The sequence below is a fragment of the Chitinophaga sp. CB10 genome (assembly GCA_001870995.2).
Lineage (GTDB): Bacteria > Bacteroidota > Bacteroidia > Chitinophagales > Chitinophagaceae > Chitinophaga.
Genome location: MLAV02000019.1, coordinates 24848 through 47274, shown reverse-complemented (window position 1 = coordinate 47274; position 22427 = coordinate 24848). Strand labels below are relative to the sequence as shown.

The 22427-nt window shown below is 50.7% G+C and carries 25 protein-coding genes; 14 read left to right on the top strand and 11 right to left on the bottom strand.

All coding sequences use genetic code 11. The annotated features are described in order from the left end of the window. Window positions 1–37 precede the first annotated feature (37 nt). The gene (locus BOC67_RS21890; RefSeq protein WP_291913651.1) at window positions 38–2467 is read left to right on the top strand and encodes a M4 family metallopeptidase; all 2430 of its coding nucleotides are present in this window, start codon (window positions 38–40) and stop codon (window positions 2465–2467) included. A gap of 159 nt (window positions 2468–2626) precedes the next feature. Here BOC67_RS21890 and BOC67_RS21885 read toward each other — a convergent pair whose 3' ends face one another. From BOC67_RS21885 to murC, 4 genes are all read right to left on the bottom strand, one after another. Continuing rightward, window positions 2627–3514 carry a DMT family transporter gene (locus BOC67_RS21885; protein WP_291913649.1) on the bottom strand — a complete coding sequence of 296 codons (888 nt, stop codon included), beginning with the start codon at window positions 3512–3514 and terminating at the stop codon, window positions 2627–2629. A gap of 67 nt (window positions 3515–3581) precedes the next feature. Then, window positions 3582–4322, bottom strand: a complete 741-nt coding sequence (locus BOC67_RS21880; RefSeq protein WP_291913647.1) for a polyprenol monophosphomannose synthase — start codon at window positions 4320–4322, stop codon at window positions 3582–3584. Window positions 4323–4395: 73 nt separating this feature from the next. Continuing rightward, window positions 4396–5169: a 3'-5' exonuclease gene (locus tag BOC67_RS21875; RefSeq protein WP_291913645.1), complete on the bottom strand. Its 774-nt coding sequence runs from the start codon at window positions 5167–5169 to the stop codon at window positions 4396–4398. A 27-nt stretch (window positions 5170–5196) separates the two neighbouring features. Beyond that, a complete protein-coding gene (murC, locus tag BOC67_RS21870; RefSeq protein ID WP_291913643.1) occupies window positions 5197–6555 on the bottom strand; it encodes a Mur ligase family protein in 1359 nt (452 codons plus the stop codon). Window positions 6556–6867: 312 nt separating this feature from the next. On the opposite strand from murC, the gene ytxJ reads away from it, so the two are divergent. The 3 genes from ytxJ (at window position 6868) to aroQ (ending at window position 8334) form a co-directional block, all read left to right on the top strand. Continuing rightward, window positions 6868–7197, top strand: a complete 330-nt coding sequence (gene ytxJ / locus BOC67_RS21865; RefSeq protein WP_291913641.1) for a bacillithiol system redox-active protein YtxJ — start codon at window positions 6868–6870, stop codon at window positions 7195–7197. A gap of 108 nt (window positions 7198–7305) precedes the next feature. Beyond that, complete coding sequence (locus BOC67_RS21860) at window positions 7306–7887, top strand: UbiX family flavin prenyltransferase (protein ID WP_291913638.1); 582 nt, start codon at window positions 7306–7308, stop codon at window positions 7885–7887. A gap of 33 nt (window positions 7888–7920) precedes the next feature. Further along, window positions 7921–8334, top strand: a complete 414-nt coding sequence (gene aroQ / locus BOC67_RS21855; RefSeq protein ID WP_291913636.1) for a type II 3-dehydroquinate dehydratase — start codon at window positions 7921–7923, stop codon at window positions 8332–8334. 143 nt (window positions 8335–8477) lie between these two features. On the opposite strand, the gene BOC67_RS21850 is transcribed toward aroQ, so the two are convergent. The 4 genes from BOC67_RS21850 to BOC67_RS21835 form a co-directional block, all read right to left on the bottom strand. Further along, window positions 8478–9584 (bottom strand): M42 family metallopeptidase, encoded by a 1107-nt coding sequence (locus BOC67_RS21850; protein WP_291913634.1) that lies wholly within the window; start codon window positions 9582–9584, stop codon window positions 8478–8480. Window positions 9585–9617: 33 nt separating this feature from the next. Next, window positions 9618–10469 (bottom strand): UbiA family prenyltransferase, encoded by an 852-nt coding sequence (locus BOC67_RS21845; RefSeq protein ID WP_291913632.1) that lies wholly within the window; start codon window positions 10467–10469, stop codon window positions 9618–9620. Between the two features lie 70 nt (window positions 10470–10539). Then, window positions 10540–12078, bottom strand: a complete 1539-nt coding sequence (locus BOC67_RS21840; protein WP_291913630.1) for an acyl-CoA carboxylase subunit beta — start codon at window positions 12076–12078, stop codon at window positions 10540–10542. A gap of 141 nt (window positions 12079–12219) precedes the next feature. Further along, complete coding sequence (locus BOC67_RS21835) at window positions 12220–12669, bottom strand: hypothetical protein (RefSeq protein WP_291913628.1); 450 nt, start codon at window positions 12667–12669, stop codon at window positions 12220–12222. Window positions 12670–12819: 150 nt separating this feature from the next. Here BOC67_RS21835 and BOC67_RS21830 point away from each other — a divergent pair, with 150 nt between their 5' ends. Beyond that, on the top strand, window positions 12820–13803 hold the full coding sequence (locus BOC67_RS21830; protein WP_291913626.1) for an acyl transferase: 984 nt from the start codon (window positions 12820–12822) through the stop codon (window positions 13801–13803). Window positions 13804–13831: 28 nt separating this feature from the next. Here the strand turns inward: BOC67_RS21830 and BOC67_RS21825 are convergent, their stop codons facing one another. Continuing rightward, window positions 13832–14551 carry a hypothetical protein gene (locus tag BOC67_RS21825; RefSeq protein ID WP_291913624.1) on the bottom strand — a complete coding sequence of 240 codons (720 nt, stop codon included), beginning with the start codon at window positions 14549–14551 and terminating at the stop codon, window positions 13832–13834. Between the two features lie 251 nt (window positions 14552–14802). Here BOC67_RS21825 and BOC67_RS21820 point away from each other — a divergent pair, with 251 nt between their 5' ends. From BOC67_RS21820 to BOC67_RS21800, 5 genes are all read left to right on the top strand, one after another. Beyond that, window positions 14803–15357, top strand: a complete 555-nt coding sequence (locus BOC67_RS21820; RefSeq protein WP_291913622.1) for a sigma-70 family RNA polymerase sigma factor — start codon at window positions 14803–14805, stop codon at window positions 15355–15357. Beyond that, window positions 15357–15626, top strand: a complete 270-nt coding sequence (locus BOC67_RS21815; protein ID WP_291913620.1) for a hypothetical protein — start codon at window positions 15357–15359, stop codon at window positions 15624–15626. The genes BOC67_RS21820 and BOC67_RS21815 overlap by 1 nt, the downstream gene beginning before the upstream one ends. 112 nt (window positions 15627–15738) lie before the next feature. Beyond that, window positions 15739–16086: a hypothetical protein gene (locus BOC67_RS21810; RefSeq protein WP_291913617.1), complete on the top strand. Its 348-nt coding sequence runs from the start codon at window positions 15739–15741 to the stop codon at window positions 16084–16086. A 68-nt stretch (window positions 16087–16154) separates the two neighbouring features. Further along, a complete protein-coding gene (locus BOC67_RS21805; RefSeq protein ID WP_291913614.1) occupies window positions 16155–16982 on the top strand; it encodes a DUF692 domain-containing protein in 828 nt (275 codons plus the stop codon). Then, window positions 16966–17718, top strand: a complete 753-nt coding sequence (locus tag BOC67_RS21800) for a putative DNA-binding domain-containing protein (protein WP_291913613.1) — start codon at window positions 16966–16968, stop codon at window positions 17716–17718. Before BOC67_RS21805 ends, BOC67_RS21800 begins: the two co-directional genes overlap by 17 nt. A gap of 38 nt (window positions 17719–17756) precedes the next feature. Here BOC67_RS21800 and BOC67_RS21795 read toward each other — a convergent pair whose 3' ends face one another. Further along, entirely contained in the window at window positions 17757–18506 is a 750-nt protein-coding gene (locus BOC67_RS21795) for an NAD(P)H-dependent oxidoreductase (RefSeq protein ID WP_291913610.1), read from the bottom strand. 91 nt (window positions 18507–18597) lie between these two features. Here BOC67_RS21795 and BOC67_RS21790 point away from each other — a divergent pair, with 91 nt between their 5' ends. The 3 genes from BOC67_RS21790 (at window position 18598) to BOC67_RS21780 (ending at window position 20467) form a co-directional block, all read left to right on the top strand. Next, window positions 18598–19455: an AraC family transcriptional regulator gene (locus BOC67_RS21790; RefSeq protein WP_291913608.1), complete on the top strand. Its 858-nt coding sequence runs from the start codon at window positions 18598–18600 to the stop codon at window positions 19453–19455. 150 nt (window positions 19456–19605) lie between these two features. Beyond that, the gene (locus BOC67_RS21785) at window positions 19606–19818 is read left to right on the top strand and encodes a hypothetical protein (RefSeq protein ID WP_291913605.1); all 213 of its coding nucleotides are present in this window, start codon (window positions 19606–19608) and stop codon (window positions 19816–19818) included. A 106-nt stretch (window positions 19819–19924) separates the two neighbouring features. After that, on the top strand, window positions 19925–20467 hold the full coding sequence (locus BOC67_RS21780; protein ID WP_291913603.1) for a GNAT family N-acetyltransferase: 543 nt from the start codon (window positions 19925–19927) through the stop codon (window positions 20465–20467). Between the two features lie 978 nt (window positions 20468–21445). On the opposite strand, the gene BOC67_RS21775 is transcribed toward BOC67_RS21780, so the two are convergent. Further along, a complete protein-coding gene (locus tag BOC67_RS21775; protein WP_291913601.1) occupies window positions 21446–21817 on the bottom strand; it encodes a DoxX family protein in 372 nt (123 codons plus the stop codon). Between the two features lie 212 nt (window positions 21818–22029). Between BOC67_RS21775 and BOC67_RS21770 the strand changes: the two genes are divergently transcribed. After that, window positions 22030–22401, top strand: coding sequence for a helix-turn-helix domain-containing protein (locus BOC67_RS21770; RefSeq protein WP_291913598.1), 372 nt, complete (start codon window positions 22030–22032; stop codon window positions 22399–22401). Window positions 22402–22427 lie beyond the last annotated feature (26 nt).

The following is a 22427-nucleotide window of genomic DNA, read 5'->3' as shown; positions in this document are numbered from 1 at the left end:
ACGGTTAAAATTGTTTCATCACTTTTAAACCGTATTTATGAAAATGAAGTTTACCCTATTGAGCTGTACCCTGTTACTGCATGTATCCCTCTTTGCGCAACAGGTAGTAGAGCTGGACACTACGCGCAATGGCAAAGTAGCCGCCATCCGGCTAGATCCCAAACAACGCCCTGTAAAAGCCGCTGAAGCGCCTGTATTTCTAAGGTCTGTATTGAAGCTCCGTTCTGAAGACAGTTTACGCCTTGCCAAACGGCTGTCGGAAGATAATGGGCGCAGTCACCAGTATTTCAACCAATATTACAAGGGCTATCCCGTGCGGGGCGGCAGCTATGCCGTACATGGCAGGGACGGCGTGATCGAATCCGTGGACGGGCAACTGGCGGACATAGGCAACGTATCCGTTGACGTGAGCCTGGATGAAAGCGCTGCTTTGGCCAAAGCCCTCAGCGACGTGCACGCGACCCGGTATGCCTGGCAGGACGAAGCCGCACAGGCGCGTTTCCGGGAAGTAGAGCGCAATCCCAATGCTACTTTATATCCTAAAGGTTCATTACTCATCTTTAAAGACGAAAAATTTACCCGTACCTACCGGCTGGCCTGGCAGTTTCACATCAAAGCCCTGGAACCTGACCTCGACCTGGACGTATTTGTAGACGCCGCCAGCGGCCGCATCCTCGCCAAAGAATCCCGTTTGTTCCACGTAAATGTACCGGGATCAGTGGCATGCTTATACTGGGGTACGCGCAATGTTACCATGGATAACTTCAGCGCCGGCAACTACCGCCTGCGTGAAGTGCGCACCACCAATGGCCGAACGGCCAACATCCATACATTTGACAACCATGGTTCCACTTCCTCCACCAACCCCGGCGCAACGGATTTTACCAATACCACCACCAGCTGGACGACTCCCAATGCCGGCCACGACGTACACTGGGGCGCTGAAACGGTATTCGACTACTGGGCTACCGTTCGTAACCGCAATAGTTACGACAACCTGGGCGCTACCCTGGAATGCTATGCCCACGCAGGTAATATCGACAATGCCGGCTGGGACCCTACCATGAGGAGGGCGCTGTTTGGCGATGGAGCCACGCAGTTCAAACCTGTGGTGTCCATTGACGCCGTAGCTCATGAAATAGCGCATGGCATCACGCAATATACCTGCTCCTTAAACGGCACGCTGGAAGCGCGTATGCTGAATGAAGGCCTGAGCGACATCTGGGCGGCCGTGGTGGAAAGCTGGGCCGGCGCCTGTTGCGACATCTGGGAGATAGGCGAGTATATCGTCAAAGACTATACGTGCTTACGCAGCCTGAGAGATCCCAACAAAAAGAACAACCCGGATACCTACGGCGGCACCTATTGGGACGGCGATCCATTTTCCTCCGCGGCCATTCACACCAACAGCACGGTGTTCAGCCACTGGTTTTACCTGCTTTCCCAGGGTGGTTCCGGCACGAATGATTTAGGAAACTTTTACAGGGTTACCGGGCAATCCATGGACGTTGCGGCCAATATCGTATGGAGGGCGCAGCAGTTTTACCTGAATGCCAACAGCGGTTTTTCCGCAGCAAGGACGGCGATGATCAGCGCGGCAACAGATCTGTACGGCGCCGGCAGCTGCCAGGTGAAAGCCGTGCAGGATGCCTGGTATGCGGTAGGAGTAGGGGCAGCGGGGCCGAGTGCGCCGCTGGTGTTAAACGGCCCTGATGCCTTGTGCAGCACCGCTACTTATACCTGCACTGGTGTTCCTGCCGGGCAGACGGTTACCTGGAGCGTAAGTGACCCCAGCGCCGTGAGTATGTCGCCATCAGGTAATTCCGTAACGCTTACTTATCTGAGTCGCAACCTGTTCACTCTAACCGCCAGTCTGCCTAACTGTGTTACTGTTTCCAAATCATTATCCACCATCCCCAGTATGGCGCTTTCCAGCAGTATGAGCGGCTCCTGCAGAAGCGGCGGCTGGCAGGACTGGTACATTAACGCAAACCCCAATATGCCGCTGACGAACTACGTATGGACTTCCATGCCGGGTGGCAGCACTAGCGAAATCTATATTTACAGCCCTACTTCATCCGGCTCCTACGTATCTGTAAAAGGTGGCGGCAGCGTTAAAATTACAGCCAAAAATGCCTGCGGTGAAACGGTGACAGACGGCGTCACCGTCTACGCTCCCTGCCCGATGACGCTGTTCGCCGTATCGCCCAACCCGGCGGTCAATACCGTCACCATCTCACCTAAACAGGATGACAATATGCTGAAACCTGCCGGCTCGTCAACAGCCGCACAAATACAGGTGATTTCTGTATTTGATCAGATGGGTAACCGTGTGAAGCAACAGAAATTCAGCAATGTAGGAACCGCCCAGCTCAATATTAGCGGGTTGAAACAAGGTATGTACTATATTGAAATTGAATATAACGGTACCAAAGAACGGCAGCCGCTTATTGTAGGGCAGAAATAGGATTGAAGCGGTTGTTGATGATTGAATTATGCGAGAGAGAGTAAGTATATAAAAAGCCTGGCGCCGTATGGCCCAGGCTTTTTATATGGTAAATCTTTATCCATTAACACCCTTCAAACACCAAGCTCCCCAATAGCTCCTCCCATGCTATTCCCGCGCTCAATGCGCCGCCGGCACATCCCCGCCGGACCTGCTCACCCTCACCATCTGCAACACCACCGACAAAATTATACACGCCAAGCCGCCATAAAACGCGGCATTCAAATACTTATTCTCGTGAAAAATCGCAAACGCAAGGATAATACTATACACCGGCTCCAGGTTGAAACACAGGTTAACAGTAAACGGAGATATCTTTTTCAATGCGCTCATGCTCAGCAGGTACATACAAATCGTACAGGCCCACGAAAGGATAAGCAGGTATAACCAGTCCATCGCGCCGGGCACAAGGCTGGCCACCGGGAACAGGTGCAGGTACAGCGGCGCAAAAATGCTCAGCACCGCCAGCCCCGTAGTCAGCTCGTAAAAAGTAATGGTCTTGGTATCAAACCGTTTGATAAGGCGCTTGTTGAATACCGTAAACAACGCGGCAAACATCGCGGAAATAATGCCGAGAATAATGCCCGTGCGGTATTGCGTATCGAAGTGGAATATAAGCAGGATGCCGGCCAGCGTGAGCATGCTAAGCAGCATTTCCACCGTATCAAAACGCCGCCGGTTGATCAGCGGGTCAAAGATGGCGGTAAACAAGCTGGTTAATGAGAAGCACACCACGCCGATGGATACGTTGGCGTATTTAATGCTCCCGTAAAAAAAGAGCCAGTGTAAGGCCACAATCACCCCTGTGCTGCCTATCGGCAGAATATCTTTCCAGGAGAGCCTTTTCAGGGCGCCCTGGTAGCGAAACAGGATATACATGCTGATGCAGGTGATCAGAAGGCGATACCATACAAGCATTCCTTCGTTGAGGGTAATGAGTTTACCTAAGATGCCGGTAAAACCTGCGAGGAATACCGAAAGATGAAGTTCGAGAAATGCTTTTTTCATGTTGGTCCGCCAGGGGCGGGTTTGCTGTCCGGTGCAATGGCCGGGTAGCCATTACACCGGTGCTATGCTAATTACTTACTCTTTTCTTGTACTTGCGGAAGAGGCTCTGCCACTGGATTTTCAGTACGCCCAGCACGCCTTCCTTGATGATGCCTTTACTCATTTTAGAGTAACCTTCCTTGCGGTCCTTGAAGGTAATAGGCACCTCGGCTATTTTGAATCCCAGCTTCCAGGCAGTGAATTTCATTTCTATCTGGAAGGCATAGCCTACGAACTGAATCTGGTCCAGGTTGATGGATTCCAGCACCGCGCTGGTGTAGCATACAAAACCCGCAGTAGGATCTTTTACCGGCATCCAGGTGATCAGCCCCACGTAAATGGAAGCCCCCTTGGACAGCACAGCCCTGTCCCACGGCCAGTTTTCAGTTTTTCCGCCCTTTACATAGCGGGAACCTACGGAAACGTCCGCACCGCCTTTGGCGCAGGCATCATACAGGCGTACCAGGTCTTTGGGGTTATGGGAAAAGTCCGCATCCATTTCGAAAATGTAACGGTATCCCTTCGCCAAAGCCCATTTAAAGCCATGGATATAAGCCGTGCCAAGACCCAGTTTGCCGGAACGCTCCTCAATAAAGAGCTCGCCCGGATGCTTGGTTTGGAGCGATTTTACAATGGCGCCGGTACCATCCGGGGAACCATCATCAACGATCAGGACATGAAAATCCTGCTGTAAGGAAAATACAGCGTCAATGATGTGCTGGATGTTGTCCTTTTCATTGTACGTAGGTATTATGACAAGCTTTTCCAATTCAGCAGATAGTGTTTTTTGGACTGCGAAAATAGTTCAATTCGGCTGCAAGATAGAACGTTCTAAAAAAAGATTACATTTTTTTTAACATCATATTATAGTATATCTCGGAGAGTTTCTGCTTTGTATTCAGCGGAAAATCAGCTTTCATCATCCAGTCGTAGTACTGCGGCTCCGCCTTCAGCACCTCTCTCACCGGCCGGCCTTTGTATTTCCCGAAGTTAAACACTTCCTGTCCGCCCTGCATCACAATCCTGCGGGCAAAGTCCACATAATCCTCTTCTTTGGTAAAGGTGGCGAGCGACTCAATGTCCGACTGCAGCTGCTCATAACGCGTCAGCTGCGCTTCCAGGATCTCGTAAGTCGCCAGCGCATCGGCTTCCGCACTGTGCGCGTTTTCCAGCGTCTTATCGCAGTAAAACTTGTAAGCCGCAGCCAGGGTGCGTTTTTCCATCAGGTGGAAAATACGCTGCACATCCACGAACTTTCGTTTATTGATGTCAAATTCAATCTCAGCACGGAGAAATTCCTCCACCAGCAACGGAATATCGAAACGGTTGGAGTTGTAGCCCGCCAGGTCGCAATTATCCATAAACTGCTTCAGCTCATGGGCGGCCTGCTTAAAGGTAGGGCAGTCTTTCACATCCTCATCCTTAATGCCATGAATTGCTGTAGATCCTGCCGGAATAGGCATTCCGGGATTGATGCGTTTTACTTTGGATTGTATGGTTTTATCAGGAAATACTTTTATGATAGCAATTTCAATGATACGGTCCGTGGCCACGTTTGTACCGGTAGTTTCCAGATCTATTACGGCCAGTGGCCTCTTGAGGAGCAAGGGAGACATTATATGTTTTTTAAATATTGTAAGCTATTATTTTTCCAGCAGTCGCGCCAGGCTGTTAAAGTCGATACCGTCATAAGTACCTGAACTCATCAGGAGCAGATTGGTATGATCATACTGCTGCGCATCCAGGAAGGCTTCAAAAGCGGGCCGGTCTGTAAAGATATGGAGATCTTTCCTGCCAAAGCGCATCCTTACCAATTCAGGGTCCAGGTCGGGCATGCGTTTGATCTCCAAAGCATGCTTGCTGTAGAACACGCCGGCAATATCCGCCGGGGCCATAGCCCCTTCATACTGGGTCAGGAATTCGGCATTCAGGCTGCTATAGGTATGCAGTTCCAGCACTGCAATCAGTTTACGGTCGGGGTATTGCTGCCTTACGGCCTCCATGGTGGCTTTCACCTTGGAGGGGGCATGGGCAAAGTCGCGGTAAATAGCGCTGCGCTCATTCTTCGCCACCAGCTCCAGCCGTTTGGCCGCCCCTTTAAAGGAAGCGATACCTTCCAGGAAGGCTTCGTCGGAAATGCCCAGCTCATTGCATACCAGCTTGGCCGCGTGCATGTTCAGGAGGTTATGCCCCCCAAATACTTCCAGGTCGGCATAGCCTTCGTCAAAAAATACCCGCGTCACCCCATTGCGGATCATATGAATCGGCATGATATAGGGCACGAGCCGCAAATGACGGCCTTCTTTGGCCACCAGGTCCGATAATTCCGTATCGCTGCTGTTGTATATCAGCACCGCGCCGGCTTCCATCTGCCGGATGAAGATGGCAAACTGCTCCTTGTAAATCTCATACGTGGGAAACACGTTGATATGATCCCAGGCAATGCCCGTCAGCACGGCAATCTGCGGGTGCAGGAAGTGGAACTTCGGCCTTTTCTCAATCACGGAAGCAGGATATTCATCCGCCTCGCACACAATGACCGGCGCGTCCGTAATGTTGACGGACTGCGGAAAGCCTTCCAGCCTGGCGCCCACCAGGTAATCGAATTGTTTTTGGCTATGTTGCAGCACGTGCATGATCATAGCGGTGGTCGTGGTTTTACCGTGACTACCGCCAACGGCTACACGCGTCTTATTTTTACTCTCCTGGTATATGTATTCAGGGAAGGAATAAATCTTCAGGTTCAGCTCCCGGGCGCGGATCAGCTCCGGGTTTTCTTCCCGGGCATGCATCCCGAGGATCACAGCGTCTATATCCGGTGTGATGCGACTGGCATCCCAGCCGAAGGAGGCGGGCAAAATGCCGGCATGGCGGAGGTTCGTGAGGGCGGGTTCATATATCTCATCATCACTGCCGCTGACTGCATAGCCTTTGATTTTCAGGGCTATTGCCAGCTGGTGCATCACACTTCCTCCAATCGCAATAAAATGTACTTTTGTCATAGCGTCATTCAGGCCACTACCGGATATATAGTGTTGTTTTTTGTAATATATTTTTTATCTTTGCAAAATAACGTTACAAAAGACGATTAAAAAAGAGGTCGTATCATATTTCCTGTGAAAATTCGTTATAACTTATTAAAACTCCCATCATGAAATCTAACTACAGAATTTTGGGCTGCACCGCTCTGTTATTTATCTTTGTAGCTTTCTTAACTTCCTGTGCTACGCATCAGAAACTGGGTTGCCCGATGAGAGGAATGGGCATGGCTCCGGTTCCGCCAGGCACAGAACAAATAAAGCACTGCTAATCAGATGAATTGGAAACAGTTAACCAACGAGGAACAACTGCAGGAAATCAATGCTGCCTCCGCTGAACAGACGATTGTCATTTTCAAGCACAGCACCCGCTGCTCTATCAGTTCTATGGCCAAATCCAGGCTGGAACGCGCTGAAGCGCCTCAGGGGATAACTTTTTACTACCTGGATCTGATCAGCTACCGCTCCGTTTCCAACGCTATTGAGTCAATGTACAACGTACCTCATGAATCTCCGCAGGTTTTACTGATCCGTAACGGCAAATGCATCTACGATGAAAGCCACAACGGCATCCGTATGGAAGATATCGTCAGCCACGCCGCGTAAGTATATTTCTTTTAGATAGTATAACAGGTCCTGCCGCTACCATGGCAGGACTTTTTTTATCCCTGCCCCTCCGCCGCCCGATTCCCGAACTTTAACTAGCTTTGCCACATGAAGCATCGTATAGTTGTAGCTGTTACCGGGGCCAGCGGCTCCATTTACGCGCGGCAGCTGCTCAATAAGCTCGCCGCCTGTAAGGAACAGCTGGATGAAGTGGCTGTTGTACTCACAGAAAACGCCAAAACAGTATGGCAAACGGAACTGAACAATAATGAATACCAGGATATCCCTTTTAAATGCTATACCCAGCAGGATTTTCATGCGCCTTTTGCCTCCGGCTCCGGCAGGTTCAATACCATGATCATCATCCCCTGCTCCATGGGTACCCTGGGCCGCATTGCCACCGGGATCTCCAATGACCTGATCACCCGCGCCGCCGATGTGGTACTAAAAGAACGGCGCCGCCTGATCTGCGTGATCCGGGAAACGCCCTATAACCTCATGCATATACGCAATATGGAGGCGGTGACCCTCGCCGGCGGTATTATCTGCCCCGCCACTCCTTCCTATTACAGCCTCCCCGCTACCATCGAAGAGGTGGCAGCTACGGTGGTCGACCGTGTGCTGGACCTGGCAGGGATCACCATCAACACCTACCGCTGGGGAAGTGATAGTAATAGTAAAGGCGAATAACTATCTTCGTGCAGTTACATATCTCACTACATTATGCAAATCGTAATTATAAACGGCCCTAATCTCAATCTCCTGGGTAAAAGAGAGCCGGGTATCTACGGCAACGAATCTTTCGAGGATTATTTCGAGAAGCTTAAAACCAGCTTCCCGCAGGTAAGCTTTACCTACTTCCAAAGCAATTCGGAAGGCGCCATCATCGATATCCTCCACGAAAACGGGTTTACGGCGGATGGCATCCTGCTCAACGCCGGCGGTTATACCCATACTTCCGTGGCCATTCGCGACGCTATTGCCGCTATCAAATCCCCCGTGCTGGAAATCCATATCAGCAATATCCACGCCCGGGAGGAGTTCAGGCATACCTCTATGATCGCTCCCAAATGCGTGGGCAGCATCTGCGGATTGGGTATGAAGGGTTACAAATTAGGGGTAGAATTTTTTTTATAGAGGGGGGAAAGATTTAATGCCGCAGGGCATTGCCTGTCCGTCTTTGCCGGCGGATGGCGCAACGCAAAAAAGCGAGGGCCAAAGGTCCTCGCTTTTTCTTTAAGGCTGCCGTTAGGGCATGCCGCTGTTGTCCCGTTCAGCGTTTATGCTTTCAGGTAGTTGAAATTCGTTTTTGGCGTAATATTCAACAGCGTCTGATAAATCAGCTGAATGGTGTTTTCAATATCGTCTTTCTTCACCATTTCCACGGTAGTGTGCATGTAGCGCAGGGGCAGGCTGATCAGGGCAGACGGGGTGCCGTCATTGGAATACGCAAATGCGTCCGTATCTGTACCGGTGCTGCGGCTCACGGCATGGAGCTGGTAAGGAATCTCGTTTTTCTTCGCGGTTTTGATGATCAGGTCCCGCAGGATGTTGTGCACCGCCGGGCCGTAAGTAATGCTGGGGCCGGCGCCGCATTTGATCTCCCCTTCGATATTTTTGTTGATCATCGGGGTGGTGGTATCGTGGGTCACATCTGTAATAATCGCCACATCCGGCTTAATGCGCTTGGCGATCATTTCCGCGCCGCGCAGCCCTACTTCTTCCTGTACGGCATTGACGATGTAAAGGCCGAAAGGCAGCTCCGCCTTCTTTTCCTTCAGCAGGCGGGCCACTTCAGCGATCATGAAACCGCCAATGCGGTTGTCGATAGCGCGACAAATAAAATAATCGTAGTTCAGCTCCTCGAAGCCATCCTCGAAGGTGCATACGCAGCCCACGTGGATGCCCAGGTCTTCCACTTCCTTGCGGGAGCGCGCCCCGCAATCCAGGAAAATGTTGTCCACCTTGGGTTGCGGCTCCTTGCCGTCAGCCCCGCGGAGGCGGGTATGGATAGCCGGCCAGCCGAATACCGCTTTTACAATACCTTTTTCAGTATGGATGTTCACTCTTTTGGAAGGCGCAATGGCCTGGTCGGAGCCGCCATTGCGGATCACATAGATCAGCCCCTCCGGGGAGATGTAGTTGACGAACCAGGAAATCTCATCGGCATGGGCTTCAATAACTACTTTGAAGGGAGCCTTCGGATTAATGACGCCCACTACGGAACCATAGGCATCTACGATATGTTCATCGATGTAGGGAGTAATATATTTAAGCCATAATTTCTGTCCTTCCTTTTCAAATCCGGTAGGAGAAGGGTTGTTGAGGTAATCTTTCAGGAATGCGAGGGATTCCTTCGTCAGTATTGATTTCTGTTTCTTAGCCATATGTTTCCAGATTTGTGATCGGACAAATGTAAATTATTTTGCGAAAAAGCAGACGTATCCCAGGTGCAGTAAGGCGGAAAGCATCATGAACCCGTCCAGCACTACGTAGTAGAGGTAGTCGGCATTGTCCTCCCAGGCCTTGCGGGTGATCAGCGCCGTTGCGCCCACGGCAATGAGCAGGCTAAGCACGGCCGGCAGGTCCGTATAGGGGTAGAGGCCCAGCGCGCTGAAAAGGGCCAGCAGCAAGGAACCGTAATAGACTTTCCGGAGTTGCGCATTAGGCAGGTGCGTGATCAGGCTGCGGATGCCGGCCTTCTTATCTTCCTCAATATCCCGGCGGTCAAACAAAATACAGATCGCATAGATCAGGGCAAAGCGGTGAAGGGTAAACAGTACAGCAGGCAGCGCTGGCGCATTGTCAGCTATCAGCGCGGGCAGGACCGTGGTAACGTAGGTCCACACAAACGTGAGAAATAACGTCTTGCCAATAGCGATTTTACTCAACCAGCGCAGGGAAGGATGTGGCACTTTAGGAGCCGAGTACAGGAAGGTGAGGAACACCGCGCCGGCAATTTCCAGCCAGTGGGCCTTCAGCTCCCAGAAATACCAGGCCGCCCCGAAGCCCGCCAGCACGCAGAGCGTCATCATGAGCCAGCGGTTCCGGCCGCCCCAGCGCACCCTTTCGGAATGGCTTTCCGGCGAGTCCGGCGTCAGGTACCAGTGAAAATTATAGCTGCAAATGGTGGAAAACAGTACGAAGAGGTAGTACTCGGTTTGCCTGTAGTGGAGGCCCAGCAGGTAGTTGGTTTGCCAGATCATCACCAGCGCACAGGCGGTAATGTAAACGGAAGTATATACGAAGAAGTTCAGCAGCTTTTGCACCATGCCATTTTTAGTTTATTGCCACCGCAGGATCGGCTGAAGCGCATTCCTGCGGTGGTAACCGCCAACGATACTACAAAGGTATATTGCCGTGCTTTTTTCTGGGCATGTTTACTACTTTATTTTCGAGCATTTTAAAACCTTTGATCAGTTTTTCCCTGGTCCGGGCCGGCTCCACGACCTCGTCGATATAGCCTTTTTCCGCCGCCAGGTAAGGGTTTGCGAATCGGTCGGTGTACTCTTTAACCAGTTCATTCATCCGTGCTTCCGGGTCCGGCGCGGCGTCAATTTCTTTCTTATAAATAATCTCTACCGCTCCTTTAGCGCCCATTACGGCAATTTCCGCCTGCGGGAAGGCGAAGTTGAGGTCCGCCCCGATGTGCTTGGAGTTCATCACGCAGTAAGCGCCGCCGTAAGCCTTGCGGGTCGTAACGGTGAGCTTGGGCACGGTGGCCTCGCTGAGGGCAAAGAGCAGTTTGGCGCCGTTGGTAATGATGCCGTTCCACTCCTGGTCCGTACCCGGGAGGAAGCCCGGCACATCCACCAGTACCAGCAGCGGCACGTTAAACGCGTCGCAGAAGCGGGTAAACCGCGCCCCTTTTACCGAAGCGTGGATATCCAGCACCCCGGCCAGGTGCGCCGGCTGGTTGGCTACAATGCCAATGCTGCGGCCTGCAATGCGGGCAAAGCCTACGATAATGTTTTCTGCAAAGTCTTTATGCACTTCAAAAAAGCTGTCCGCATCCGTTAATTCGGCAATCACCTCCTTCATATCATAAGGCTGGTTAGGGTTAGCGGGGATCAGCGTGTTTAACTTCTCCCTCGTCTCATTTCCTAACGTGTACGGGTACACGGGTGCGGTTTCTTCGCAGTTTTGCGGGATATAGCTGAGTAAGGTCCGGATGTTCTGGATGCATTCCACCTCGTTGGCGCAGGCAAAATGGGTAACCCCGCTTTTGGTGGCGTGGGTTTGCGCCCCGCCCAGCTCTTCGGAAGTTACTTCCTCATGGGTCACGGTCTTCACCACGTTAGGGCCGGTCACAAACATATAGGAAGTTTGCTCCACCATGAGGATGAAGTCCGTAATAGCAGGGGAGTACACGGCGCCGCCGGCGCAGGGGCCCATGATGGCGCTGATCTGCGGGATCACGCCGGAAGCCCGGGTGTTCCGGTAAAAGATGTCGGCATAGCCGCCGAGGCTCACCACCCCTTCCTGTATGCGCGCGCCGCCGCTGTCGTTCAGCCCAATCACCGGCGCGCCGTTTTCCATGGCGAGGTCCATCACCTTGCAAATCTTGCGGGCATGGGGTTCGGACAGGCTGCCGCCGTAAACGGTGAAATCCTGCGAAAATACATATACCAGCCGGCCATTGATGGTACCGTAGCCGGTTACCACGCCATCGCCGGGAAATTGTTCCTGTTCGGTGGTCATCCCTTTGTTACGGTTGGTCACCAGCATGTCCAGTTCTTCGAAGGAACCTTCGTCCATCAGGAGCTGCAGCCTTTCCCGGGCTGTCAGTTTACCCTTTTTGTGCTGGGAAGCAATTCTAACTTCACCGCCGCCTAACATGGCTTCGGCTATCCTGGTCTGTAGTTCTTCTATTTTATTCATCGCGGAAATATATGGTGTACAAGGTGGTAATTTAAGGATAAAATAGACGCCGCAGGGAGGCGGCAGGCATATTTTTTCGCCGGCCATAAAAAAACGCCGCGCTAAGGCGGCGTTTTAATCGTTTATCCTCAACGCAACAGCTTACTGTTGTTGCTTGTAAATCGGAATCTTGGTGGTTTTGATGGTATCGCTGATATTACCCGCCCTGTCCTGGACGAATACTTCCATCCACAAACTGTCCGGCCGGGTGCCGGTATGCTCTACCCAACGCTGGAAGTCGATCTTTTGCAAAGTGACCCTTACCTGCGCGTTGACGCTTTTGCCGGCGTTCTGGCCGATATCGGGCATTTTTTTATTATCCTGGACCTCCAGTGTGGAAGGAATATGATAGTGGATGGTATAAAAAATGGAGGAATCAATATCGCCGTCACCGTCTTTAACCCGGAATATAGCCTCGAAGGAATTGGTGTTGGAATCTACAGCAGGTACGGTGTACCCCTCGAATGTTAAAATGGGTACAGGTCCATAGGAGTCCTTTTTACAGGCGGCTGCCAGGGCTATGACCAGGAACAAAAACAGGAATTTCTTCATAAAACAAACCTACATTAATTTAAGTAATATACAAATATATCAGGGATGTTCGGGTACTGTTGTACTAACGTTTTTTTAATCCAATTGTTACTTACGGCGGCTAAATTTATTCTTCTCCCTACCTTTGTGCTGTTTTAAAGCAACAAACAGATGAGTGGAGTATCAACGGATCAGATATTTTCTTTGACGCCGGACGGGCTGGAAGCTACAGCCCTGGAGCTTTTTCATTTCCAGTACCGGACCAATCCTATCTATCGCGCCTATACGGACGCGATCCATGTGCGGCCGGAACAGGTGAAAGGCATACTGGACATCCCTTATCTGCCGATACAGTTCTTTAAAACGCACCGGGTGGTTTGTGGCGACTTCCAGCCGGAACTCATCTTTGAGAGCAGCGGTACTACCCAAACCATCAACAGCAAGCACCTGGTCAAGTATAGCAGCGTGTACACGGAGAGCTTTATGAAGGCCTTTGAACTGTTTTACGGGCCGGTGGAAGATTATGTGATCGTGGGCTTACTGCCTTCCTACCTGGAGCGGCAGCATTCCTCGCTGGTGCGCATGGTGCAGGTGATGATAGAACGCAGCGGTAAACCCGAAAGCGGTTTCTATCTCTACGAACATGACAAGTTATACCAGGAGCTGCAAAGCCTGAATGCCCGCCAACAAAAGGTGCTGCTGATCGGGGTGACGTTCGGGTTACTGGATTTTGCGGAAAAGTATCAGCTCCGCCTGGATCATACCATCGTCATGGAAACCGGCGGTATGAAAGGCCGCCGGGAGGAGTGGACCCGCCAGGAGGTGCATGAATTCCTGAAAGAACGTTTGGGCGTGGACGTGATACATGCGGAGTACGGGATGACGGAGCTCCTGTCCCAGGCGTATTCCAAAGGCAATGGCCTGTTTATGACCCCGCCCTGGATGAAGATCCTGCTCCGCGATGAAAATGATCCCTTCGACCTGCGGGCCGGCAAAGGGGCCGGTGTGATCAATGTAATTGACCTCGCCAATATATATTCCTGCGCTTTTATTGCCACGGAGGATATCGGTAAAATCCACGGGGATGGCCGGTTTGAAGTGCTGGGGCGGCTGGATAACTCCGCCCTGAGGGGTTGTAGCCTGATGGTAAGTTAAGACCCTTTCTTTGTTAAATCCCGTTCCTTTATTCGGATAAGGCGCCATTCATGGCTACCTGCAGTAATGCCGGCAGCTTGGCAGGGTTGTGCATAATGGTAATCAACGCCGGCATGTAAGGGAAGCTGTGGTGATCCATGCCGAACCTGTTCAGCAGGTACACGTCCAGCTGCTCCGGAGAAGTATGGCCCTGTATGAAGTCGCCCAGGTAAAAGAGGAAACGCTGCTGCTCCTGTTCGGTTAATAAAACGAGCGCCACTTTATCTTTCAGGGATTGGTAATGGGGGTTGCTGAAGATGGCCAGCGCCTTTTGCAGCTGCGCTTCTGTAAGCTCATAGCCCGCTTTCGGCAACAGCTGGGTACAGCAATAGTCCACCGCCACGTCGTCAAAAAAGCCGCCGCCATTGTCCGTACCGGGTTCGTTATGCCAGGTCGCCCATTCAATAAAGTCCTTCCGGGAAATAGCGCCCTGGAGCAGCGCCTGCAACTGGTGTACCATACCCGCCCTGGTAGGAGTGGTATCCGCCGCATGGCCCATCTCGGTGATGAGCTGCTCATAGAAATCTTCGTTCACTGCACGGGCGGCTTCGATCACTACCTGCGTTACCTCGCCGTCTGCCAGGGTGCTGGCAGGCTGAACAGGAGTGATATCTGAAAATACTTCCGCTTTTGTTTTGAGTCCGCGCAGGTAATCCTTCACCAGTGCAACAAAGAAGGTGGAAGTTACAGGAGGCGTTTGATTGTTCATGGCCTGTTAAATTAGTTTTAGCAATTCACCTGAAACTACCCGTAAGGTATAGTATATGGATGTACGTTATATTTCATTATCCGGATTAACATTCGCTAATTTTCCCGGTTACTGTCGACCAAAAATAGTACAAATCTGATTATTAACATTTTTTTGCGAAAGGGAGCAAACTAAAACCTTTAATTTTCCGTAAGCTAAGTACAGCAATATCTTCCCAAAACAGGTATAACCCGCTGGAACCAGCGTTATTTATGAGCGAAACAACAGTTAACGGTACTTTATCTCCCAGGGAGTGGGTCAATAGGTATGCGGACGATTTTTTCCGTTTTGCCATGGCAAGAGTGAGCGACCGGATAATAGCCCAGGACCTGGTACAGGACACGTTTTTATCGGCATTGCAGTCGGCGGACCAGTTCAGGGGCCATAGCAGCGAGCGCAACTGGCTGTTGGCCATCCTCAAAAACAAGATCATTGACCATTACCGCAAGGAAGGCAAGGTAGTAAGCCTCGGGCGCCTGGAAGAGGAGGACGCCTTTTTCGATGAAAAAGGGCATTGGCGGAAAGAGGCCGCTCCCCAGCCCTGGCCTGCGCCGGGCGAGCAAAATGAGTTCTACCGGATATTGCGCGCCTGCATCCGGAAATTGAACGGCCTCGGTCAGGCGGTGATTAACCTCAAATACCTGGAAGAAAAAAAATCCGAAGAAATTTGTAAGGAACTGTCCATAAGCCCGTCTAACTACTGGGTGCTCATGCACAGGGCCAGGCTGCACCTGCGCAGCTGCCTGGAAAAAAACTGGTTAAAGTAATGGATACACATAAACATGGCTGGCCGCCCTGTTGTAAAGACGCTACTTTGCTGGCTGAAAAACGACTACAGGAAAAGCTGAGCTTCCGGGAACGGTTCGGGTTAGGCCTGCACCTGTTGTACTGCAAATATTGCCGCAGGTTTATGAAACAGGGCCGCATAATAGCAGCAGCTACTGAGCAGCTCCTGCAGCATGACGAAAGTTTGACCCTGGACGCGCAGGTTAAAGCGGAATGGGAATTAATTATCTCCCAAAAAATAGATTTATAAAAATATTTTTTTAAAAGCCTGTGCTTAAAAAGCGGCGTGTATTCATTGTTAATAATTAGGAATCCTAATCTTTATATTTTCACATCTGTAATTCATCATTAAATCTCCCAACATGGAAAACAAAAAAATCAGCAAGAAAGTACTGTTTAGTGGTTCATTGGTAGCAGGCGCTATCATGGGCCTGACGACCTTTGCCAGTGCCAATCCTGTAAATTATGCCGACATGGGCAATGGCGCAGCGGTACGTACTGCGTTAACAGGTGTTACTAACCATGCTAACAGTATAGAGTTGGCCTGCGGCGCCACCAAGGATTCCACCATGAAATCCAAGGAGGGCAAATGCGGCGAAGGAAAATGCGGAGAGGGAAAATGCGGTGGCAAAAAAGGCGGCGTAAAGGAAAAAGGTAAAACCAAAGACAAGGCTAAGAAAGGAAAGGATTCCACCGGCGCCGGTAAATAATTGACCACGGGAAGCGTTGCTATTGCAGCAGCGCTTCCTGCTTTTCTTGTACGCTTAAAACCTGAAGCATGGTTGGTATCGGATTTCGCAGGGACTTTGCCGCGGCGCTCCTACAAGGCGAACGCATAAAGCCCGATTTTATTGAGTTTGCACCGGAAAACTGGATGAACATTGGGGGATATTGGAAAAAGCAGTTGCATAAGGCGGTAGAGCAATACCCGGTGTTATGTCATGGCCTCTCTTTGTCTATCGGGAGCCCAGAGCCGCTGGACATGGATTTCCTCCGGTATGTAAAATCTTTTCTGGAAGAATACCAGGTGCAGTTGTATTCCGAACACCTGAGTTATTCCAAATGTGATAATGCGCATATGTACGACCTGTTGCCCATACCGTTTCGCAGGGATGCGGTGCAGCATATATCCGGGCGCATAGGGCAGGTGCAGGATTACCTGCAGCGGCCGCTGGTGATGGAGATCGTATCGTACTACACGCCGGTGGCGGCGGAAATGAGCGAACTGGATTTTATCCGGGAGATCGTGAAGACAAGTGGTTGCCAGTTGTTGCTGGATGTAAACAACATTTATGTAAATGCCTTTAATCACGGGTATGACGCCAGGGAATTTATCCGTCAGCTGCCGCTAGACAAGGTGGCCTATATCCATATGGCGGGCCATGAGCAGGTAGCGCCGGACCTGATCATCGATACCCACGGGCAGCCGATAATAGACCCGGTGTACGAGCTGTTTGACTGGACGGCGCAGCGTTTACATCCTGTGCCGGTGTTGCTGGAGCGGGATTACAATATTCCGCAGCTGGAGGAGTTAAACGGAGAGTTGCAGCGGTTGAAAAATATTTGTCAACAACACTGGCATGCGCGCTATGAAACTGTCAGCTGAAACATATAAGATACAGCAGGATTTTTCACATTTCATCCGCACGGGCAGGCAGGTAAAGATCCCTGGTGTGCGGCCCGCGGCCATGGCCCATTACCGGCGCCTGGTGTACAACGTGGTGAAGGATACGCTGGAAACGGGCTTCCCCATTGCCTTTGCGAACCTGCCCCGGAAGAAGTGGGAACGGATGGTATATCAGTTCTTCAGCACGCATACCTGTACGGCTTACCAGGTGTGGAAACTGCCGTTGGATTTTTATACCTGCGCGGTGGAGAACAGCTGGGAGGAAAAGTATGATATTCCCTATCTGCACGATTTATTGAGTTTTGAATGGGCGGAGATGGAATTGTTCAATATGGAGGATGTACCGCCACCGGCTTATGTTGCCACGGGGAGCTGGTTGTTGGACCAGCTGGCGTTTAACCAGGAATACCGGTTATTGCAGTTGAAATACCCCGTTCACCGGGAAACCTCCCGCAGGAAGATACTGCAGCAGCAGGGAGCTTATTTTGTGCTGGTGTACCGGCTGCCAGATACGGGAGATATTCATTTTACGGAGTTATCGCCCTGGCTGGCGTTTGTAACTGAGCAGCTGCTGGCAGGTATAACGTTGACGGATATACTCAGTTATGCGCCGCAGTTAAATATCGCGGTGACGCCGGCGTTGCAGGAGGATACGATTGCCTTCCTGCGGCATTTGCAGGAAAAGCAGGTCTTGCTTGGTTTTATAAAAGCTTAGCAACCATTGCCCGGGCTGGCAACGGTTGCTGTGAAAGCTTACTGTACATGCATTTCCAGTTTTGTTTGGGGGAGATGCAAATGCGGTTTTAGTAAATTTTGCTCGTCATAATCTCCATTGGGCACGGAATAATACGGGATGGTGGCCGTGGTTTCCAATGTGGATAATCTCTCCTTTAAGTCCTCTATCGCTTTATTAATAGCTGATTCACTCAGGTGGTTGGCGCTATGCACCAGGAATGGCGGTAATGCGGCCATGCCGGTAAACCACATGATACCGTGGTGGATGGGGAAGAGCAGGTCGTGGATGTTGCCATGGATGCCTCTTTCGCTAAAGGTATTGGCATCGCCACCGGTGGTGATGAGCAGCATACCTTTTTTGCCGGCGAGTTTTCCGCCGCCATAGCGTTGGCCGATGCCGTACCCGAAGCCGTTGGTGAAAACGCGGTCGACCCAGCCTTTCATAATGGCCGGCATGCTGAACCACCAGAGGGGGAACTGGAAGATGATGAGGTCCGCCCAGAGGACTTTCTCCTGTTCGGCGGTGATGTCCGGCGACTGTAATCCTCGCTGGTAGGCTTCTTTGGCGGCCTGCGCCACGATGAGTCGCTGATCCTCCGTGTACTGGAGGAAATCGCTGCCATCGGCCTGGGCTTTCCATTTTTGCTGATAGAGGTCGGATACGATTACCTTGTGGCCGGCGGCTTCGAGGAAGCTGACGGCGGCGTTTTTGAGGGCGCCGTTGAGGGAGCGGGGCTCCGGATGAGCAAATACTATTAAAATGTTCATAATTGTATATCTTTGAGAGTGTAAAATTGTACAATTAAAACCTTTGTTTTCTTGAATGATTTTACTATAATTTTGTATAAAATTGCTTTAGATGTACAGGAACAATATTTTTCAGCCATTTGAGATACGGGAGTTGGTAACGGATGAATGTCCGATGGAGGCGCACTTACATAATTTCTTTGAGTTGGTATTTATCGTGGAGGGGAGGGGCATTCAGCGGGTGAATGAGAACCAGTTTAAGTATGGCCCGGGGCATTTGTTCCTGTTGACGCCGGCGGACAGTCATTCCTTCACCGTGGAGGAAACGACGAAATTTTTCTTTCTGCGTTTCACGGATATTTATATTAAGGAGTTAACCGACCGCAAGGCGTGGATACAGCAGATGGAGTTCATCCTGCATCATGCGGGGCATGCGCCTGGTTGTATTTTGCATTTATCGTCGGACAAGCCGCTGGTGCAGCATTTAGTGGAGGCGTTGCAGCGGGAGCATAATGGGGAGTCGCTGTACAAGCAGGAGATTATTTGTCAGCTCGTGAATACATTGATTTCGATAGTAGCAAGGAACATTGCGCTGCGCTTACCGGCCAGCCTGCCGCAGCAGGCGGATCGCACTTTCCAGGATATTGTGCATTATATACAATCCAACATTTACGAGCCGGAGAAGCTGAAGGCCGAGAAGATGGCGGACCAGGTGGGCGTGTCAGTGAATTACCTGGGGCGTTATTTCAAGAAGCATGCGGGTAAGAGCATGCAGGATTATATTATGCAGTACAAGCTGAAGCTGGTGGAAACGCGGTTGTTGCACAGCAGCATGCGAATAAATGAAATTGCCTGGGAGTTGAACTTCGCGGATGAGAGTCATTTAACCCGTTTGTTTAAGAAGCATAATGGTGTAAATCCATCTGCGTTTCGCAAGCAGAAGGTGAAGGTGGAGTTTTCAAATTGCTAAGATTTTTAACTTTGAGCATAGCGTGATCAATTTGATAATAGTATTATCAGTAAAGGGTTTCAGCTGGTTGATTGTTGAAAAAAATATTTTGTAGATTCATTAGGAGTGCTAAATTTGTTAGTACATTGTTTACAACAAAATTTATACTCCATGTTTAGTTTTTTGAAAAGGTTTTTTAGGAGGCCGGCGGAGCCGGTGGTGGAGGATGACTTATTAGGTAATCCAGCCCCGTATCGACCAATTATTTCCGGTAAGCAACTGGAATATTTTAAGGCGCAGTTGCGTAGTTTTAAACCCTTTGATGAAAAAAGGCTGAAAGAGATACAGGAAGCGAAAGAGTTTTTTAATGCTATTCGCAAGTAGCATTCTCCTGCCTGTTTAGTATAACTGTCTGCAGCAGTTATTCCCTGCTTTACCCATTCCCTTCTTGATGTTGGCAATTTTGTTAATCCACTGTAAAACCTTCCGTATGCAGGTTAGCCAATTATCATTAGTAAAGCTGGAAGATAAAAGTCAGCTCAGACCTTTCGATTGCGGAGATGATACGCTTAATTCTTTTCTGGCAGAAAAGGCTTTATTATATCATACCTCCCATCTTGCCACCACGTATATATGCCAAAGTGAGCAGCAGATCATCGCTTACTTCAGCATCTTTTGTGATAATCTCAAGTTGAAGCCGGAAGATTTTCCCTCCCGTTCAGCCTACAAGAAATTTTTTTCCGGGATGCTGACCCATTCCAAACGTCACCTGAAGGAACTGCCGGCTATTAAAATAGGCAGGCTGGCGGTAGCTAAAAGCTGGCAAACCGGTGGTATGGGCCGGCGAATTGTAGATTACGTAATTGGAATGGCCATTGAACAAAATGCTCTTTGCGCGTGTAAGCTGGTCACAGTGGATGCGTATAGGGAGTCAATCCGGTTTTATGAAAAGCTGGGTTTCAAATTCGTTACGGAATTGGATGTGCAGGAGCGTACGCGTATGATGTGCCTTGACCTGGCGCCGGATAAGTAGAAGATCTTAAAGGAGAGGAGATTAGATATGTGGTGAACGTAATTTATCCTTTCAGCAATGTGGAATGCACACCGCTGAAAGGATTTGAAGCAAAAGAATTTGATTTGCCGGTTTATTGCTGGCTATCCCGGAGTTGGTGAATCCAGCTGCCGGATGGCTCTAATTTGCCATTGAATGGAAGAGACTCCCGTGTTGTATCGGCGATCAGCGGCAGATGGCTTTGTGAAATTTGTTTGCTTGCTATTCGGAGCAGGTGTACCCGGCTTGCCATATGCCTATAAACTGCCGTTGGATGGGCCAAAGCCCGCCGGTATTTACTACCATCAAAGCGAAACTTAGGGTCGCTTTGTTCAAGAGCGTTTAGTTCTGACCAATCAGAACTGGGTGGCTAAGTCCTGGGCGCTCGGTTCGGGACCACTCTGCCCTGGGGCGGTCAGCTGTGGGTCGGTCAGCCGCTTCGCTCTGGGTAAATCAGCCAGGCTGCACAGCCTCAACTGCTCAGTTTTGACTGCTCTGCCGTGGCGCGCTCAGTTCAGGACCGCTCTGTTGGGGACCACTCAACCGTGGGTCGGTTAGGTGTGGGTCGGTCAGCCGCTTCGCTCGGTGCGGGACTACTCAACCCTGGGTCGGTTAGCTGTAGGTCGCTCAGCCGGACCGCTCGGTTCTTGACTACTCGACCCTGGGTCGATTAGCTGTAGGTCGGTTAGCCGCTTCCATCGGTGCGGGACTACTCAACTCTGGGTCAGTTAGTTGTAGACCGCTCAGCCGGACCGCTCAGTTCGGGACCACCCAGTTCCGGGCCGGTTAGATTTGGGTCGCTCAACCCAGACAGCTCAATCCAGACCGCTCGGCCGGACTGCTCAGTTCGGGACCGCCCAGACCTGGGCTGAGCGGTCGCTTGGGTCGATCAGTCCAGGCCACTCAGCATAGACCACTCAGTCCAGACAAGCTCAGTCCTGGCCGCTCCATCCAGGCCGCTCAGCCTTGAGCCACCTTTTGCGCTCCTCTGCCCAAAAATATCCCGCTATCCCTTAGGAACGCGGCAAGCCATACCAGCGCCAGCGGCAGCAGCGCATGGAACTCCATGCCCCTGGATAACTCCACGGCCAACGCGCCGGCAAAGTAACAGCTGAGCAGGATAAAACCCAGTTTGTAGGTCTGTGGAATTACAAAGAGCGCAGCAAATGCGATCTCCATGATTCCCAGCAGGGTTACGTATTTTCCCACGCCAATGGCGGACATCATTTTCACGATGTCGTCGCTGGCGGTTAGTTTCATAATACCGCTAAGCGCAGCCATACCGGCCGCCAGGATGATGAAAATAACAGTGATAATCTTCTTCAGTTTCATAGATAAGCTAAGTTTTAAACCAGCGCAAAACTAGGTACATTTGCTTCTGAAGTATTAGTAGTATGCTGAAGGTTAGTACTAACCTTTAGGTTAGTGGTTAGGAGTATGGAATGGAAGGAAATGCGGGGAAATATGGTATAATTTTGCAAAAAAGATCAGCGACGGTTTTGTCGCCCAGGAGAAACAGATTATAAGGAGAAACAGATTATCATATGAGTACACTAACACTGCCAGCCCACAATGCCACCAGCTGCAACGCCGCGCTCAACGCCGTGGGCGACGCGCTGTACGTCATCGGGGGGAAATGGAAGATGCGCATCATCATCGCACTGAAGCACGGTAGCAAACGGTTTAATGAATTGCAACGCACTGTAACCGGTATTTCAGCCAGGGTATTGTCCAACGAATTAAAGGACCTGGAAATCAATGGATTTGTAAAAAGGGTAGTAGACTCCGACGCCACCCCGGTGGTGGTTACTTATGAGCTGATGCCCTATGCAGATACGCTTACCGAAGTGATCAACGCGCTGCATAACTGGGGAGTGATGCACCGGAATAAACTGATGCAGAAATTGGTGCAATAAATTCATGATGCAATAGGCTCATGGAG